Raw genomic sequence first — 16,871 nt, 5'->3', positions numbered from 1 at the left:
CGATTAGCTATAAAAAGCGCCTATGATAGCTGGGATCAATGATAAAAAAAAGTAGGGAATACCAATGTACAACCAACCAAAAAAGGTTCTCAACAATAACTCTCCTCTGGAGTACTCTTGTTGGTGCTGAACGTATAATTTCATAATTGTTTTTAATTAATTGTTGTTAAGTTTTAGATATTTGATAAAATACAGAATAAATCGACTAATCACAAGCAAATTCTATTCAATAAACAAACAAAATTTCATAAAAAACTTATCAACAACAAAACTATAGCAGGATGCCCCTGTCAAACACACTCAATCTTCCAGTAGACTAAACTTTACTCCTGCATTTTTCTCAAGGCGTTGCAGCAGGGCTTCGCCCATTGCGGTATGTGGGGTAAGTACACCATAACTAGCCGGAAGTTCGTCTTTGGCTAAACATACTGCGCTTTCGGCCAGCATTTTAGAAGTAGATCCGTAGCCAGGATCGCGATCGCCGTGTACCAATACTTTGAGCACTTTGCCATCGGCAGACTCCCCCCGTAACACCATTTTATAATAGCCGTTTTCCCGTTGTTTTTCTGAAGGTCCTTTGCCCGGATCGGGTAAAAAAGGATTGATGAGTTTTTTAAGAAACGACGTTGGATCAAACAGAGCGTTGGATACTACCGAAGTGAGTTGAGCCTTTGCCCAGCCAGTAATGCCTTCACCCGTAAAAGTAGCTTCATCGTACCGAAAATCTTCTCCATAAGGAAAACCATTCAAGGCGTGACTGCGGCGTACTACTCTGGCGTTGATGGCTGCCATTACAAAAGGAGCAATCCAGGCTTTGAAATCATCATCATAAGTTGTTTCGGTCAGTTCGAGTTGATCATTGCCTTGTTGTTGCCCTACTGGATTGAGGCTATAAGGATTGTCAAGCACGGCTTGCACTTGCGGGTCTTTTTTTGCCTCTTCCATTACATTGTCAAGGCTTGCTACTGTTCCTCCACTCACACCACCACTTACCTCGGTGAGGCGTAGCTTTACCTCTTTGGCATAAGCCTGCCACTGCTTTTGGGCTTGCTTTTGCAAAAAGTATACACCCATATCCGATGGAATGGAGTCTACCCCACAGCAATGTACAATCTTGGTTTGGTTTACCTGGGCTTGTTGGTGGTGTTGGTCTATGGTGCGGCGCATCCATTGTATTTCTCCAGTCAAGTCACAATAATGCACTCCCTGCGTTACACAAAGCTCTACCAGTAAGTCACCATATTTGGCATAAGGTCCTACGGTAGTGCATACTACTTTGGTTTGCTGCACCATGGCCTCCAGCGAGGCGCGGTCGTGACTGTCGGCAATAATCATCGGAATGTTTTCATTGCCCAGTTCAGTGCGTATTTTTTTTAGCTTGGATTCGTTTCGTCCGGCAATTGCCCAGGCAAGTGCTTGCCCAGTACCGTATTGGTGTAGTAAGTATTGGGCTACCAATTGCCCAGTAAAACCAGTAGCGCCCCAAAGGACGATGTCATAAGCTTTATGCATATTGTTATTATTTGAGGTTGTAAGGCGATCATTGAGCCATACATTACAAGAATATTTTTAACAAAACAACTATTTAACTTTGAGCATGTTTCGCCTGTAACCCACTATCCATTGCTCACTCTTAAGGCATTTGCCTTATTTATCGCTGGCTATCAATGTATTATATTTAAATGCTTTTTTTATTAAAAAAAAGGCTGTATAGCTCCAAACCCAACAATCAATTGCTTTAACATTTATAAATAACTGACGGTTGGCAAGTCATTTTGGCTCAAATTGTTGTGGAGTATTGTGTTTGACAAACCAGTAACTGCCAAATACTCCCACTGTGCAGTCAAATCAACACAAGGCATTGGGATACACAAACTGTTGTGCTAAAAAAGCCCTCACCTATTTTAACTTGTGGAGATAATATTTTTGTCTTCGGTTTTTTGCGTAGTTTTTTTTCCTGATAATGCGTTTGCCGCTTTTTTCATGGTGGGCATACAGGCGTTTTCTACCTACATGATATAACAAGTGATAGCTCACTCCATTGGCTTGTTTCAGCTTATAGTTATGCACCCTTGACGTACTCAAGTCTACTGGAGCGTCTTTTTTAGGCTCAACTTTGAGGTATACTTTACCATCTTTCTGAACATAAGTACCCTGTAGGTGTTGGCGTTGCATGTCGCCAGCTACGTGGTGATCAAATGAGCCATTGGCGTGCAGTTTTACAGTAGTCACAAAAAAACCTCCCAAAGGAAAGTTTGAACGATAGGTGCCCACTATATTTTGCGCTGATACTTGCAAGGTCGACACGGTGAGCAGGATAGTAAATACAAAATAATTGATTGTTTGCTGATGTTTCATTGAAATATGTTTTATACAAAAAAGTAAAATAGTACTATATACAAACTCAGACACAAATACTATATTACATTCGAGTAGTTACAATGACTTTACCTCTAAGTTATTTGTTTTGTACATAAAACTTTATGCTTGCCCAGACTTACCAGTTTTATTTAACTATTTATATACTTTATATAATCATTACAAGCAACAAAATGTATCATTGCTGATACACAAAATTTATCTTATCCTTTCATATTATTGATAACTCCCTGTCTATCTGGCTAATAAACTTGTTTTCTTGCTTTTTTATCGCTATTTTTATCTTTTTGAATTGTTATAATAGATAAGTACTCATTAAACAATTTTCACCACCTCTTATAGGTGTTTTCGCCAAATTAGCACTCTTTATAGTAAGTACTTACAAACAATTACATAACACTTTTGCTTAAGAATTAGTTGCTACCCTTTAATAGTCCTAAACATATCCCGTAATATGAAAAGAACGCTACTCAATTTACACTATCAAGGTAATACTTCTAACACTATAAAAAATGAACGAGCAAACCAAAAATCAAATAAATACTGTCAGACAAGGACAGGCTTCGCGTAGAGCCAGCTCGGTAAAGGTAGAGGAACGTACCCCTACTCCACTGGAATATGCTAAATTAAGGGACTCGGCAAGATGGGATAAAATGGACTTGAAGACCATCGAGCAAGGATTAAAAAATTCTATTTTCTCGGTATGTGCTACTTTCGAAAATGAAGTAGTAGGTTGCGGCAGGGTAATAGGTGACGGAGCCTTATACTTTTATATTCAAGATGTCATTGTAGTACCTGCTTTTCAGAAAAAAGGCATTGGCGAATTTATTATGAACGAAATCATGAAGTTCTTAGCCACTGTTGCCGACCAAAATGCATTTGTTGGGCTTATGTCAGCAGAAGGGGGCACAGGTTTTTATGAAAGATACGGATTCGAAGAACGTCCAGGCAATGAAACTGGGATGTTGAAGATATGGCGAAAAAAAACAGTGTAATCACCCACACAATGAATGATAAGTGATCTGGAAAAAATAAGCTGTGCCAATTCAAGAAAATATATTGTTCTCAGATGATTCAAAAAAAACGGTGCATAGCCAAGGCTATGAAACTTTTTTTTGAGAAGAATGAGGGCAATAGATACATTTTAATGGCTCAAATTATTTGTGAAAGATCACTAAATAGAACAACGCAAGGGCATAAAAGCCCTTGCGTTGTTTGTGTTTGTTGTAATGCTTGTCACCCTACGCTTTAATGATGATGGCCTTTACTTTAACTCCTTCTCACCTTTCACCATCAACCACAGACCAAAACCTAGCTCACCTATCACTACTGCGGCCAACAATACACCCGATACAATTGCAAGTATCGCATTGTTGCCCAAACAAATTTTATTGAACGACTCAAGCAGGTACCCCAAACTTCCCACCCACATTATATACCCCAACCAAGCTGGGTGTTTAGGCGATTTGACCACCAACCAACTCAAAAATAGTAGGTGTAACCCAAAAAAGAACCCCCAAACCAGAATGCCCGTTGCGTGTAGACTAAAGGCTATTTGGGTATAACGGGCTAGTTCGACTGAAGTAAAAAGCTGGCTCAAAGCAGGCGATGACACTACCACTACCGGGGCGAGGTATATCAGCAGGTTTACCCCCATTATAGCCACCATTAATATACGGGCATAGGTAGCTGCAATAGCGGTGATTTTGCCCACCTGACAAAATAGTTGATACAGTAATGCCGTCAATACCACTTCAAACAAACCTATCAATATATCGGCGAATACTCCCCATTTAAATAGTATCAGGTGATTTTTTAAGTTTTGAAGGGTAATTGCTGCCTGTTCTGATACAATGACACTGGGTACATAGGCAATGCTAAATATACCCAAAACGGCAATGATGATATATAGCCAGCCAGCGATTTTTCCTTGTTGTTTTGATGAGATATTTGCGAACATAAGGCGATGTTTTTTAATTCTTACATTTTGATTTGTACAAATCTATCGCATTGCCCTGGAGCAAATGTTCGGGTTTGTGGCGTAGAAGTTCCGATTTATAAATCCGAACTTCTTTGTAGCAAAATGTGGCTACTAAAGCGCCTTTATCCACTGTTTGGGGGTGAGCCCGGTTTCTTTTTTAAAGTAAGTATTAAAAACTGTTTTTGAGTTAAAGCCGCTTTCAAAAGCCAGTCCAATAATGCTTAAGTGGGCATTTGCCGGATTTTGTGCGAGTTGCTTAAATTGCTGAACCCGGTAAGAGTTGATCAATTGGTTGAAGTTTTCCCCCATTTTTTCGTTGATCAACCACGACAATTGATTGGCATGCATGCCCAAGGCTTTGGCAAGCAGTTTTAGTGATAAGTTGTTGTCAAGGTAAGGCTTTTCGTTGATAAGATACATCCGAAGTTTTTGGGCATACTCTTCTACTTCGGCTTCGGCAATGAGCGGCTTTTTGGGTGGCTTATCAGCATTGTTGCCTGTTTTTACTGCATAAATTTTCTTTCTGAACACCTCATACCTGGGATCAGTTTTTAGGTCATCTACCATTACATCTGAGTAATGCATGAGTAAAAAGGGTGATTTTTTTTCAAGTTCAGCACTGACCCAGGCAAACGCTTTGTCGGTTTGGTGGAGCACTGCATACACAAACAAAAGAAAAGAGTTTTCACGAAATCCCGCAGGTAGTTTGGCTCGTTCTTCCAGGGCTTTCAGCACCCGGTAAGTATTGGTTGTATCTTGCCGAAAGGCATAGCGCAATGCTTCTACCCCTAGTTTGTCACCTTCTACCATTATGCCTGGGGGCAACTCATCAAAATAACCTTTTACCTCGTCTGCTCTGCCCAATTTTAGCAAACAATAACACTTGAGGGTATGAGCAGGTACGTTGAGCTGGTTTGTTTGCAGCGATTGGTTGAGTATATCAAGGGATTGGGCAAAGTGGTGTTGTTGGTATAAAAAAAAGGCGTGAAAAAAACGGGTTTCCTGCGAAAGAGGATCAAACATAAGTAGCTGGTCAAGGTGTGCTTTTGCTTCAATATTGTTGCCTGCAATCAAATACAAAAAAGTCAAATGCTGGTTTGCTTCTGCATAATTAGGGTTCAACTTGTGCGCTTGTACAGCTGCCTGCACAGCCATGCTATAATTGCCCTGAGTAAAAAAAAGTAAGTTTGAACGTTGATAGTGGGCTTCGGGGAGTTGGTGATTGATGACAAGTGCTTGATTGATACAAACTTCGGCACGTTGCCAGGCGGTGGCATGCTCCATTGCTCCGGTAGTAGCCAAAAAGCCCAAAGCATCGGCAAGCCCCAATAATGATTCGGCATGGTGGGGATCTAACTTTAAGGCTTGCTCAAAACAAGTCACGCTTTTTTGGGCATCTTCGGGGTTCCACTTCCGAAAATAAAATCGCCCCTTAAGGTACCACTCATACGCTTGGTAGCTTTGAGTTTGCGGATTGATTAATTGTGCCTGAATATCAAAATGGCCTAAAAACTCCCTTGCCTTGTCAGCAACCAGTAGGCTCACCTCATCTTGAATGTCAAAAATATGGTCTACTTTTCTGTCCCAGGTTTCCGACCATAAATGAACATCTTCTGCTGCATCAATCAATTGTGCTGTGATGCGCATTTGATCACCTGCCAACCGCACACTCCCCTCTAGCAATAAGGCTACATTGAGTTGCTGCCCTATGTTGGTTACAGGAAGGTGTTTATTTTTAAAATAAAATGAAGAGGTGCGAGAGGTTACCCTAAGCCCTGGTATACGGGTAAGCGCATTGATGATTTCTTCGGTAATACCATCGCTAAAAAACTCGTTTTCGTTGCTGGTACTTAGGTTGGCAAAGGGCAACACCACAATAGATTTTGGTTTGGGCATGTTGTTGTATTGAAAGTAGATCGATTATGCATACTTTGTTTAAGTCACTGCAAGATACTAAATAAGGGTTAATCGCATAATGTAAGCACTTCACCCAAACAATGGGCTTAATTGAGACAAGTTCCTATTTTTACTTATGAAATAATACGGTAATTCTTTCCACAGTTACCACCAATTTATTAAGTTTCCTTACTTTTTGCTACCATTATCACCCTCAGTTGGTGAAATCACCAACTGACTCGCATATCAGAATAATGAGCAAAGCATAGTGGGTAGCAATCCACCATTCAATTTTTAATCAAGTAAACCTCTTATGTTAGACAGGATACCCACTCTGGAAGATATTCAGGATTGCGCCCAGCGCATCCAATCTATTATTCATCACACCCCCGTGCTTACTTGTGGCAACCTGGATGAGGTGTCAGGGGCACAGATTTTTTTTAAATGTGAAAACTTTCAAAAAATTGGGGCTTTTAAAATGCGTGGAGCAAGCAGTGCAGGCACTTTGCTTAACGATGAAGCCCGTCAGAAAGGGCTTGCTACACACTCGTCGGGCAATCACGGACAGGCTGTGGCACTTACGGCAAAAATGCTGGGAGTGCCTGCGTATATTGTGATGCCCGAAAATGCTCCTTCGGTGAAAAAAAACGCAGTCAAAGGCTATGGAGCTCAGGTAATAGAGTGTGAGTCTACCGCAGCAGGCAGACAAAACATGCTAGACAAGGTGGTGGTCAACACCGGGGCTCATTTTATATCGCCCTATAACGATTATGGGGTCATTGCGGGGCAGGCTACTGCTGTAGTCGAGCTATTAGAAGAGGTGCCAGGTTTAGAAATAATGATCACTCCACTAGGTGGTGGTGGTTTGATGGCAGGGGCTGCATTGGCTTGTCATTATTTACAACCTTCCATAGAAGTAATAGGAGGTGAACCCAAAAATGCCGATGATGGATACCGTTCGTTTCGCTCAGGTAAAATAGAGCCTCTTGCCACCGAGGTAACCATTGCTGACGGCTTGCGTTCGCCTTTAGGGGACAAAACCTTTGGAATTATCAAAGAGTATGTAAACGATGTGGTCACGGTAACCGAAGAAGAAATCATACATGCTATGCGGCTGATTTGGGAACGCATGAAGCTTGTCATAGAACCCTCCTGCGCAGTACCTTTTGCGGTAGTACTGCAGCAACCCGAACGTTTTAAGGATAAAAAAATCGGTATTATACTTACCGGAGGAAATGTAGACTTGACCAGGTTGCCTTTTTAGAGCTGGGGTACTGATTAATAGAAAGTCATCGCTTCCCGCAAAATCACCTGGATATCATTTATGGGCAAGTCTTGGTCGGGTTGTATTCTCAGTATTTTGATCCGACTCCGCCCACCTTGTTCCAACAGTGGATGGGTAAACTCACTGCCTTTGGCGATGCCAATGTAGGGTTCTTTGGTTTGTTTATCTATCCATAAGTAGCAAAACATTTTATTTTTGTAATAAAAAAATGGCATCCGATACTTCCAGGCATCCGCTATATTTTCGTCCAGTGCCAAAATCACTTCGCGCAAAGCGAGCAAACAACTTTTGTTGGGTTCGGGCTGGTTGAGGTAAAAATTTTCTAAATCGTTGAGCATGTGACAATCATTTGATAAAAAAGGCATACATATCGCTTTGCTTCACCATTGGCAAAGCGATATGATACAATCATTGATTTTATTTAATCTATTGCAATCAATATATCTACTTCGGCACTGTCAGGATTTTGCGCCTTTTCGCCATATATCTCAAAGTCTGCAGTGTAAGCTCTAGGCAAATCCATTCCCCATATTTTGTTCCACTCTTGCCCTACTACTCCTTGGTTAAGGTTGCCCTGCGCAACAAAACGCTGGTATTGCCCGCCAGCAAACACTTTTCCAGTCATTCCTTCGGGAATATGGTCAAGCGTGCTCACCTTGCAGCCCAACAGCGTGGTATAAGGCTGGGTATAATCACCTTCGTACTCGGTATAAATAGAATACACCTCATTGTCTAACTTATTGGGTATTTTATTCAATAGTTGCTCAGCAATAAATCGTTGCCAAAGAGCACCTATATCTTGCAACCCTTGCCCATTTTTATTAGAAGTTCTTACGGTAATACCTATTACTTTGAACGGTTCTACTTTCATTTTTTCCATTGGTTTTTCAAGTGTTTTGTTATCAGATATGGCAAAGGTATGGGCAGGAGGTGACAAGGGTATGTCAGGGGTGGTCAAATATTTTTGCCGGCATTGTTCAAAGTATTCGGGCAAGGTCATATTGTGGGGGTCAAAGCATTCAGGAAGCACTTTTAATTTTTGAATGTGGTCGAGTCTAAAAGATCGAAAGGCATTGCGTAAGCGGCAAAAAGCAATCAATAACCAGTTGCCTTGAGTGCTATATACAGCAAAAGGCTCTATCACTCGCTGGCTTACTTCGTTTTGCATAGAGCAATAATGTAGCTCTATCAAGTTAAATTGAGTAATGGCAGTTTGTAGGATCACCAGATACTGGCTTTTTTGATTCAGGTAGTCATTATCACGAATATGTATGCGCTGGGCAAGCAGCTCCGTTTTTTCCTTTTGTGATTGCTGTAACACCGATTTTATTTTGGTAATCGCACTTTGATAATGTGATGTCAATGAGTGATCTTGTTTGGCAATCAATTGTTCTACTGTAATCAAGGCATTCGCTTCAGCTTGAGTAAACATTACGGGGGGCAAGCTATACCCTTGTACCAACGAGTAGCCTTTCCCTTCTTCGGCCACAATGGGCACTCCTGACTGTTCCAGTGTTCTAATGTCACGGTATACCGTTCGAATACTTACCTGATGTTTTTCGGCTATTTCGCGGGCAGTCAGTATTTGTTGGGATTGCAGTTGAGTCAAGATAGCCGTTAGTCGGGCCAGGCGGGGTTTAGATTCATTGTTCATGAGCATCACATTGTTTACAAGCCAAATTTACATAAAATCCCGTGGAAGCATTCTATTATTTTTGTTCATTAACTTTTGCTCCGTGAACCTCTGAAAAGCTCGTATTATTCATAACTTTACAACGCATTTTATCAGACAAGAAGCTTTGAATAACTTTACACAATCATTTTTATGGGGTTCATTGATTTTTTAGGTTTTTTTCTCGCGGTATTGGTGGGCTTTACTATGGGGTTGTTTGGAGGAGGAGGTTCTATCTTAACGGTTCCTATACTTGTGTATTTATTCAAAATAACTCCTTCGCTTGCTACTGCTTACTCATTATTTGTGGTGGGTATTGCGGCTCTCAATGGGGTTATATCGTATGCCCGGAGAAAGCTGGTAAGCATAAAGGCAGCCGTTGCCTTTGGGGTTCCTTCTTTGTTTACTGTATTTTTGGCAAGAGGTTTTATACTCCCTTCTTTGCCCCAAATCCTGCTCCATACTTCTTACTTTACCCTTACCAAAGAGATGGGGCTGATGATATTTTTCTCTATTGTGATGTTGCTTGCCTCGGTATCTATGATCAAAGGCAGAAAAGCTCCCACTACTGCCGATACTGAAAAACCCTGGAACTACCCCCGAATTATTCTACAAAGTAGTTTTGTAGGGCTCATTATTGGTGTTGTAGGGGCAGGAGGAGGTTTTTTGTTTGTGCCAGCCCTTATGTTTTTTACCGGGCTCAATGTCAAAGAAGCTATAGGTACCTCTTTGTTCATTATTACCTTTAATTCGCTCATAGGTTTTACGGGTGACCTGATGGGACAAAGTATTGAGTGGGGGTTCTTATCATTGTTCTCCGGATTGGCGATTGGGGGTATTTATCTGGGCATTTACATTAGTCAATTTGTTTCGCCAGCCAAGCTCAAGGTAAGCTTTGGCTGGTTTGTATTGTTAATGGGAATGTTTATTTTGTTGAAAGAGAGTTTTTTTTAACACAATCTCAGGCTTATGTTGCCTGTGGCTAATCGCTTGATACTTCCCACCCACTATACAATCAGCATCCAACGAAAATAGTCAAACACCCAGTGCTTTGGGTACTAATCAACTAAAAAAGCCCTTGTATCTGATGACACAAGGGCTCGATTGACAATAAATTTATACAATTTAATCTCTTTTACGCATTCTAATATTTGCTCTGCTTTCTTCCCCCTGCAATAGCCTTACAATATTTTTTTGATGGGTAAGTGCTACGATGGTAAACATCAAAAACCCAAATACAATAACGATGGGGTCTTCGGGGCGAAAACGTGGACTTAATAGCAACAATGGGAATGACAATGTGGCTAATAAAGAACCTAACGAAACATAACGGAAAGCAAATAGTACTATTAAAAATACACCTACACATAACAAGGTAGCTGTATGGTGCACAGCCAGCATCATGCCTAACAATGTTGCCACACCTTTACCACCTTTAAAATTGGCGAATACAGGAAAGATGTGTCCTACAATGGCAAGGCTACCAAAAATGAGTTTGTAAAAAATCATTTTATATATCCAGAACTCATCATAAGGGGCAATCATCCCTGAGTAATCAAGTACCCAGGCAAGCGATGTAGCTGTAAATCCTTTGAGTATATCTATACTCATGACAAATATACCGGCTTTTTTACCCAACACTCTAAAGGTATTGGTGGCTCCTGCATTGCCACTTCCATGCTCTCTGATATCCATTCCATACCTGTATTTTGAGAACCAAACAGCAGTAGGAATAGAGCCAAGTAAATAAGCTAATATAGATGTACAAATGATTAATAACATGCCCATATTTTAACGTTAATTCAGTATTAATTTAGAGTTAATAAATAACTACTCAAACACACAAAATTAATATAACCATTGAAATTATTCAAAGATTTATAGTGTTTAACGTATTTTTAGTCTCAAATAGTTGATCAAATATATAGTTAATTTAACACTATTTTATGGCACACATCAGCTGTGAATGCTTAAGTTGCCTGTTTATATATATAGCAAAAAAAATGGCAATTCATTATATTCCTGTTGAAAAATCCCTCTAAATATGCGTTAAAAATCGTTTTTTTTCTCTTAAAACCCACTTAAATGAAAAAAATCAGTGCCCAAAATGAGCACTGACTTTACTAAAAAAACAATCGTTTTATTTCACTAAAAACCGTCGTTCTTTTTTTTCTTCTTTTTCTTTTTGTCGTCACTTTTCTTTTTATCGTCCCCTTTCTTGTCGTCGCTTTTCTTTTTGTCGTCCCCTTTCTTGTCGTCCCCTTTCTTGTCGTCGCTTTTCTTTTTGTCGTCCCCTTTCTTGTCGTCACTTTTCTTTTTGTCGTCCCCTTTCTTGTCGTCGCTTTTCTTTTTGTCGTCCCCTTTCTTGTCGTCCCCTTTCTTGTCGTCGCTTTTCTTTTTGTCGTCCCCTTTCTTGTCGTCACTTTTCTTGTCATCCCCCTTCTTCTTATCGTCGTCCTTTTTCTCTTCTTTCTTCACTTCTTCACTTTGGTTGATAGACTGCCCATACACTTCTTGAAACTTCTGAAGGAACCCTTCTTTTTGGTCAATTTCAGCCAGCTCCATTCCAAACTTACCTTTACCACCGGGTTTGGCACGAGCTTCTATTTCGGCGTTGAAAGCTTCGTCTGACGACAACAACATTAATTGGTCTTGATCAAGGTCAATAAAGTACCAAACACTGGGACTCACCTGCAAATATATAGAGAAAGCATCACCATTAGGATTCTTTCTTATTTCAAAAAATCCATCTACCTCGGTGTTAAACTCTTTATCCAAGATGCTCATGAGCCCTATTTTACCATGACTATGGAACGTGTGGTATTCTTTAGACCACTTAAGGGGTACCTCAGATAAAACAATCGGCTTTTGTAAAGTTTTAGATATTTGAGAAAACGGCAACGGCTCTGAAACCTTGGTAGCTTTTGCCAAATAATGCTTAATATCTTTATCGCCTACTAACTCGGCTACTCTATAAAATAAAGTATCACTTTCATTCAGTCCCCTGCGATTTATTTCTTTGACAGTTTCTACATTTTTTGCCATTGCTGCCATTGCTTTGGGCGGAATGGGCAAGTCTACTGTGGTAAACATATCAAGGCGGAAAGTGCTATCTCGCATGTCTATATGGGCAGCTCCTGAACTGTTAAGATATTTGCTATTATGCTTGTCCATAATACCAAATTTTCCTTCCATATAAACGGTTGACTTGGAGTCATCAAAAATCAGGGTATTACCCGCAAAACTTTTCCGTTCTGTTTTTTCTTTGGGTTCAATCTTAAATTCGTTAATTGCCGGATTATACGACAAGTTACCAAACGCCAAAAATACCTCAATGTCATCTTTGTGTAAGGATGGTGACAAGAATGTAGTATATAAATCATCGCCATCGTGCGTAAAGTGCAGCCCTGAGGTAAGGTATACCCCTTTGCCCACTTTAATCCTTTTCTTAATATCCAAGACCACCGAGTCTCCCTTGTCACTCTTATAAGGAAGCCAGTTATCCAGGTCCCGCCTACTCTTCAAGTCTAGTTTAATAAACCCATCCAATTCCAGCGGTTTTCGGTCGGCATACATTTTCACATTTCCTTTATAAAGTATTCGGGTGGTGAGGTAAAACTTGTCCTCTTCAGTTACCTTTCCTTGCGAAATAGTATGCTTAGGCACAATTTGGCCTTTCTTTCGCCTTTGTTCTGCCAGTTTTTTCTCGGCGGGATTTACCCCTTTAATTTCATCTGCATCGGTCAACTTAAACTCATCAAACTTAATGTTAAATGTATCTTTAATTACATTGATAAACTGATAAGTTGCCTGTCCTGCAAACTCCATCCTTGACCTAATATTGATTTCTCCATCAAACAATCGGTGATAACCATTCAAGGTATCAATCACCAAGCGTGCCTCTTTGAGCGTCTGCATTTCAGCATTTTTCAATACAGTAGCTTTTCCTTCGTTCGGGTATATTTTTGCATCAGCAGACACAATATAAGGAATGCCATCTAACTGCATACTTAGGTTTTTGATATCATAAAAAGCGTTGGTAGCATTAAAAGTTAAATCACGCTCATCGTTGATTTCACCCCCACCAAATATAGTAGAGGTAAAAGTAGAGGTGGAGTCACCTTTCATAGCAATCGTTTCATCTTTCAACGACCATAAAGCTTCTTTAATAGAGGTTTTGTACTGGGCGTAAGGAAACACAAACGGGTAGTAGTCTTCTATGTCAGCGTATTCAGGATAAGGCTTAATCACAGCTTCTCCCTTCATCAAATCAAAGTCTACATCTACAAAGTTACCCTGTAGCAAGGCGGGGCTGTCGGTATAAAAACTCGCGTTATACTCAAAGGGATCTCGTTGCTCCGAGTTAATCTCTATATTGTTCTTATACCCTTTAAAACTGTTGATATTAAACTTAAAAGGTTCTTCAAATGATATAATCCTGAAATCTCGCCTAATGGCTTCTCCTGCGGCATACAAGCCACTGTTTTTTACAATGATGTCTCCTCGCAAGGCAATGGCATCGTTGTTATCATATACCTTAAAGAGTTTTTCCCTGTATTTTTGTTTAAAATCTTTTTTACTTAAAATCTCTCCAGCTTTTTCAAGTTCACGACTGTTGTTAAACACCATACTATCGGCAGTAACTACCCAGTTGAGCTGGGCGGTTTTCCCTTGAGCATTGGCAAACTCGGCACCGTTCATTTTTCCTTTACCCACTGTAAAATTGGAGTTTTCGGACGTGGTGGAGTCGGGCATAAAAAAGAATTCGGGCGAACTGACCGTAGTCGTAAGGTACTTAATCACTCCTCCTCCATATAAACCTTCAGCGGTCATGGTCAGGTCGCTATTAAACTTAATATGTACATTTTTCACCTTGTCGTGGTTGGGGTACAATGGGTAGCCTCCGGCGGGTGGTTTGTGCCTAAACCCAAGTTTTTTATCTGGTAGCGGAATCATCTGCTCTTTAATATCAGGAAACATTTTGGATTTAAACACCCCTTTAAAAGAAGGTACTTTGCTGGTCAAACTATCCATCTCCAGTGGTTTGTCTATTTCAAACACTGTGGTACTATCATAGGCAAAGTTTTTACGGTAATTGGTTCTAAAATATACAACACCACCCTCAGGAATACTTAGTTGCGGAAATTGCTCATAGGTTTTACCTTCGTTCATTCCCTCAAATATTTTTCCTTTCTTTCTTCCCGACTTGTTTTTAGCGTCATTGATTTGCATCGTTCCTGCTCCAAAACGAATTTCAGAGCCGTATTCACTCTCTTCTTTACTAATGGTGTCTTTCAATACAAACAACACACTATCTATGCGCGGCATTTCCAGAGTAAAAGTTTCGTATAGAAAGAAAAACTCCTTGCCAATAAATCTAAAGTTACCTACTGTAATTTCGCCATGTTCCATTTGTACAGCACGGTTGGCATATACCTTTACCTGTTTGTTATAAGGTTTAATGTTTACATTGAGGGAGTCACTCACAGGAAATGTTTCAATACCCCTGATAAGCATTTCACGGTTGGTTCGGTGCAAACTCGCGTTGGGAATACGTGCTGCATTACGTGATACTTTTACTGTATAAGAAGTGTCTTTCTTGTTGATACGTATTTCGCGACTATTGCTGGTATCTTTAGTGTCCATCAAAGACACAATAAACATGTTGTCATGATCATACTGTACATAATTGGTCGAATCTCTGGAGTTGTTATGCCCTTTTTTTATTCGATCTACCGATTTCAAAAACGCATCGGTAGTAGTATTGTGTTGAATACGATACCCCAATACTATTTTTCCAGTGACGTCATTATAATTAATGTACCCCTTTTCGTGCAGAAAATTAGCCACTGCTTTCATTGTACCTTCGCTGCGTCCCGAATACTCAGTAATATCTTTGATATAAAAATACTTAATTTCGTTGCCATCCTCGTCGGTAGCCACCTGAGCATTTCGCTTGGCGTAAGCCGTAAAAAGTTTTAGTGGATGAAAAGGGAAAGTCCCAATCATACGGGTGTAACGCTCTTGATTGTGAAAGTCGAACGACTCAAATGATGCAGGACGAATGCCTTGCCCACCCAACATATAGAAATCCATCGTATCTTTTTCTACATCAAACTGCATAATGTCAGCATGGATAAAAAAGCGATGGTGATTGTTGAGGAAAGGTACATGTCGATGACTACGGTCACGTATAAAGTCGATTTGATGCTTTTCTTTAGAGTAACGTACCCCCAACTTGGGGTGATATAGAGAGTCTAGCCCCAAATACATAGATAACACTGCCTGGCGTGCTCTCAGCGTAGACAGTGAGTCGGCTCCCAGGTTTTTCCGGTAAATGCTTTTGTCTTTGACTGCCCCATCGTGAAAAATTTGAAACTTTTTGGCAAGTGCCAAAAAACTCACTTCTTCTTCGTCACTGTCAGGGTCTATTTTCTTTTTACCCCAAAAACGAGCCAAATCTCCGTTACGTGCCGCCGAACTATACACCCGGTTGCCTATCAAAGTAAAAGCTCCCTTTACGGCAAGATCTCCTCCTATGTTGGGCATTGTAATGTCGTTTTTGGCAGAAATAAATCGGGGGAAATTTGCCACATAGTTGTTGCGGCGACGCTGACTTTGAAACTCAAAATCTCCTTTGAGGGGAGTTTTAAATAATGATAAGTAGTAAAAAGAAACATCAGCGCTTTTGAGTATAGGGCGGGCTACGTTCATGTTATAATACCCTAGTTTACAGTATACTTTTGTAGGGTCAAGATTGAGGCTTTCCCAGTCAAAAGTACCTCCATTACCCAAAAACCTATTTTTGGTAATCATAAACGCCCCATCGGTTTTTCTAACTGCGAGTGAGTCAAAAGGAGTTTTAAAGACTAGATTGATGCTGGTAAGCTCAATCACTGGTCCTTTGATGTATGCAGGGTCGGTATCAGCACTTGATACATCCATGTATTTTTTTGTAATGGCTTCACTTTGGGTATCGTTGGCAACAAACGAGATAGAAAATTTACCATCCATGCCAAGCAACGAGTTGAACCTGGTGCCATATAACGTGTATACGCCCTGTTTTTGGTAAATAAAAAAAGTATGCAGATTTTTGAAATATAACGATATTTCGCGGGTTCCAAGCTTTGATACCACTTTTTCGGTAACATCAAGTATGTCATCAAGCGATGAAGCAATATGGTGGGTGGTAATGCCATTAGCCAGCATTCCATAAAATTTGGTGTATTCACGGTTCATCATAAACCGCTTTCTTGCCATTTTTTTTGAGATAGCAATGATTTTTTGTTTTTGCGAGGCAGTAAGTTTGGCACCTGCCATAGCAGCCGTACCATTCCAGATAGCACTAAATGCCTCACCTACTCTTTTAGAATATTCGGCTTTGGCTTTTTTGAGCTCTTTTGCCACAAAGCCTATAAACTTTTCTTCTTCTTTCGGGAATTTATACCGTTGGGCTTTAGATATAAACGAAATACCCAACAAAAACACGACAAGCAGCGATGTTTGTAATAATTTCATTCGTATAAAAGTTTCAGTGGTGGAATGGAACTTATCTCTACAGTATTACCCGTTGTCTGGTTGTAAATCAGGCAATGGGTAATAACTGAACAGGGTTTCATTGTGTGATTGGCACTTGTTTAGAGTTTATCATCCAAGCT

12 protein-coding genes are annotated in these 16,871 nt (G+C 40.3%); 3 read left to right on the top strand and 9 right to left on the bottom strand.

What is annotated here, in order from left to right; genetic code table 11:
- Nucleotides 1–3 precede the first annotated feature (3 nt).
- The 3 genes from M23134_RS41000 to M23134_RS08465 all read right to left on the bottom strand — a co-directional run bounded on the left by M23134_RS41000 (nt 4) and on the right by M23134_RS08465 (nt 2,358).
- The gene (locus M23134_RS41000) at nt 4–144 is read right to left on the bottom strand and encodes a hypothetical protein (RefSeq protein ID WP_002695451.1); all 141 of its coding nucleotides are present in this window, start codon (nt 142–144) and stop codon (nt 4–6) included.
- 156 nt (nt 145–300) lie between these two features.
- A complete protein-coding gene (locus M23134_RS08470; RefSeq protein ID WP_002695450.1) occupies nt 301–1,512 on the bottom strand; it encodes a saccharopine dehydrogenase family protein in 1,212 nt (403 codons plus the stop codon).
- Between the two features lie 387 nt (nt 1,513–1,899).
- Nucleotides 1,900–2,358 carry a hypothetical protein gene (locus tag M23134_RS08465; protein WP_002695448.1) on the bottom strand — a complete coding sequence of 153 codons (459 nt, stop codon included), beginning with the start codon at nt 2,356–2,358 and terminating at the stop codon, nt 1,900–1,902.
- Between the two features lie 533 nt (nt 2,359–2,891).
- On the opposite strand from M23134_RS08465, the gene M23134_RS08460 reads away from it, so the two are divergent.
- Entirely contained in the window at nt 2,892–3,374 is a 483-nt protein-coding gene (locus M23134_RS08460) for a GNAT family N-acetyltransferase (protein WP_002695447.1), read from the top strand.
- Between the two features lie 269 nt (nt 3,375–3,643).
- Here M23134_RS08460 and M23134_RS08455 read toward each other — a convergent pair whose 3' ends face one another.
- Nucleotides 3,644–4,339, bottom strand: coding sequence for a DUF4386 domain-containing protein (locus M23134_RS08455; protein WP_002695446.1), 696 nt, complete (start codon nt 4,337–4,339; stop codon nt 3,644–3,646).
- Between the two features lie 132 nt (nt 4,340–4,471).
- Nucleotides 4,472–6,256: a helix-turn-helix domain-containing protein gene (locus M23134_RS08450; RefSeq protein WP_002695445.1), complete on the bottom strand. Its 1,785-nt coding sequence runs from the start codon at nt 6,254–6,256 to the stop codon at nt 4,472–4,474.
- A 313-nt stretch (nt 6,257–6,569) separates the two neighbouring features.
- Between M23134_RS08450 and M23134_RS08445 the strand changes: the two genes are divergently transcribed.
- Entirely contained in the window at nt 6,570–7,520 is a 951-nt protein-coding gene (locus tag M23134_RS08445) for a pyridoxal-phosphate dependent enzyme (RefSeq protein ID WP_002695444.1), read from the top strand.
- A gap of 14 nt (nt 7,521–7,534) precedes the next feature.
- Here M23134_RS08445 and M23134_RS08440 read toward each other — a convergent pair whose 3' ends face one another.
- Both M23134_RS08440 and M23134_RS42620 read right to left on the bottom strand, forming a co-directional pair.
- Nucleotides 7,535–7,879 carry a DUF1801 domain-containing protein gene (locus tag M23134_RS08440; RefSeq protein WP_002695443.1) on the bottom strand — a complete coding sequence of 115 codons (345 nt, stop codon included), beginning with the start codon at nt 7,877–7,879 and terminating at the stop codon, nt 7,535–7,537.
- A gap of 83 nt (nt 7,880–7,962) precedes the next feature.
- Nucleotides 7,963–9,195, bottom strand: a complete 1,233-nt coding sequence (locus M23134_RS42620) for an effector binding domain-containing protein (RefSeq protein WP_045113224.1) — start codon at nt 9,193–9,195, stop codon at nt 7,963–7,965.
- Between the two features lie 171 nt (nt 9,196–9,366).
- Between M23134_RS42620 and M23134_RS08430 the strand changes: the two genes are divergently transcribed.
- Complete coding sequence (locus M23134_RS08430; RefSeq protein ID WP_002695438.1) at nt 9,367–10,167, top strand: sulfite exporter TauE/SafE family protein; 801 nt, start codon at nt 9,367–9,369, stop codon at nt 10,165–10,167.
- 171 nt (nt 10,168–10,338) lie between these two features.
- Here M23134_RS08430 and plsY read toward each other — a convergent pair whose 3' ends face one another.
- Both plsY and M23134_RS08420 read right to left on the bottom strand, forming a co-directional pair.
- Nucleotides 10,339–11,001, bottom strand: a complete 663-nt coding sequence (gene plsY, locus M23134_RS08425) for a glycerol-3-phosphate 1-O-acyltransferase PlsY (protein WP_002695436.1) — start codon at nt 10,999–11,001, stop codon at nt 10,339–10,341.
- A gap of 360 nt (nt 11,002–11,361) precedes the next feature.
- On the bottom strand, nt 11,362–16,731 hold the full coding sequence (locus tag M23134_RS08420) for a hypothetical protein (protein ID WP_002695434.1): 5,370 nt from the start codon (nt 16,729–16,731) through the stop codon (nt 11,362–11,364).
- Nucleotides 16,732–16,871: the final 140 nt, after the last annotated feature.

The organism is Microscilla marina ATCC 23134 (assembly GCF_000169175.1).
Lineage (GTDB): Bacteria > Bacteroidota > Bacteroidia > Cytophagales > Microscillaceae > Microscilla > Microscilla marina.
The sequence above is the reverse complement of the archived record's forward strand: the minus strand, read 5'-3'. Positions and strand labels throughout refer to the sequence as shown.